Genomic DNA, 2111 nt, shown 5'->3' on the forward strand with positions numbered 1-2111 from the left:
ATCAGGTGAACGATTCGCGTGGTGGGGCTACTGCACAGACGTCAAGCATCACGATTACCGGCACGAATGATGCGGCGACGATTAGTGGCGTGTCGACAGGACAAGTGGTTGAAGATAGTGGTCAATTAACAACCGGCCAATTACATATCGTTGATAAAGATGATGGCGAGTCTAGCTTTAAACCAGAAACGATTGTGGGCACATTTGGTACTGCACATATTGATGTAAGTGGTAACTGGTCTTACACACTTGACGGAGCCAAGTCTCAATCGCTATTAGCAGGACAAGTAGAGCATGAATTATTAACCGTTCACACGGCAGACGGCACTGCACATCAACTTAATATTACCTTGACCGGCAGCAATGACTTGCCGGTAATTGCGGGGACTAGCACCGGTGCTGTAATAGAGGCGGGCGATGGAACCAGTGGCAATGCCGATGCCACTGGTACGTTAAACGTAACCGATCCAGACACGGGCGATACCCTCAGCTGGCAAGTGGTTCAGGGGCAGGGCCGCTATGGTCAGTTGAGTATTGATCAACAGGGACAGTGGCATTATCAACTGGACAATACAAGCCATGCGACAGATATCCTAGATGCCAATCAACAGGTGACAGAACACTTTACTGTCACGGCCACAGACAGCAGCGGCACACCGGTACAGCAAACGATAACGATTGACGTGACGGGCACTAACGATGCGCCGGAGATCACCTCTATTACAGCTCAAGCAGCACATGAAGGCGATACGACGCTAACAACAGGAACAATCTTTGTCCATGAAATAGATAACCACGACCGAGTTAGCTTTTCTTCCCCGAGTGTCGACGGTTTTGTGCTGAAACAAGATGGTAGCTATAGCTTTGACTCCAGTCACAGCAGCTACAATCATTTAGCCCAAGGCGATGTGCAAACAATTACAATTCCGGTAACTCTTACAGATTTGGCTGGAGCTAGTGACACGAAAAATCTTGTCATCACCTTAACCGGGACTAACGATGCGCCTGTCCTGGATCAGATCCAAGCCCAGAGTGCGACTGAAGATGGCAGTGTGATCTCTGGCAACATTACCTCAACTGATGCCGATGCCCATGAAACGGCCACCTACACCGCACCGACCATAGACGGTTTTACGCTAAATGCCGACGGGTCGTACACCTTTGATCCCAGTCACAGCGCCTATCAACACTTGGCCGCAGGTACAGACCAAACCGTCACTATCCCTATTACGGTGACTGACCAAGACGGTGTTTCTGACACGCAGAATCTCGTTATCACAGTTCATGGAACCGCGGATGCCGCAGTCATTGGTGGCACGGACTCAGGCTCTGTTACCGAAGAAACAACGCTGCAAGCAACAGGCAGCTTGAGCATCACTGATAAAGATGACGGACAAGCTCACTTTCAGGATGGTGATATTACGACCGCACATGGTGTGTTGCATTTAAGCTCTAACGGCAGCTGGACGTATGACCTCGATAACAACAATGCGGATGTACAAGCCCTTGGTACAAGTAGTTCTGGCACGACTAATAGCCTGACTGACACTATTCAAGTACAAAGCGCAGACGGTACGACACATAACATCGTTGTGACCATTAGCGGTAGCAATGATGACCCTGTGATCAATACCATTACGGCGCGCACCGCCACTGAGGGCGACGCAACGATGACTCAGGGCTCCATTACCTCAACGGATGTCGATTCGGGTGACACTGCGGCCTACACAACTACTGCAAATGTCGCTGGATTTACACTCAACTCAAATGGTACATACAGCTTTGACCCAAGCAATGCAGCTTACAATGGTTTAGCAAAAGACGACACGCAAACCATCACCATCCCAGTTACTGTGACAGATGGCAGTGGTGGGACCGACACCCAGAATTTGGTAATCACGCTGACAGGCACCAACGATAATCCGGTGCTCAACCATATTCAAGCACAGAGTGCGGCTGAAGATGGCAGTGTGATCTCTGGCAACATTACCTCAACTGATGCCGATGCCCATGAAACGGCCACCTACACCGCACCGACCATAGACGGTTTTACGCTAAATGCCGACGGGTCGTACACCTTTGATCCCAGTCACAGCGCCTATCAACACTTG

Annotated in this window: 1 protein-coding gene; it reads left to right on the forward strand. The window is 50.1% G+C overall.

Annotated elements, in window-relative coordinates:
• Positions 1-2111 (forward strand): VCBS domain-containing protein (locus A3738_RS11260; protein ID WP_082890033.1); only part of this gene is annotated, 2111 nt, incomplete at both ends.

It is taken from the genome of Oleiphilus sp. HI0066, from assembly GCF_001635725.1.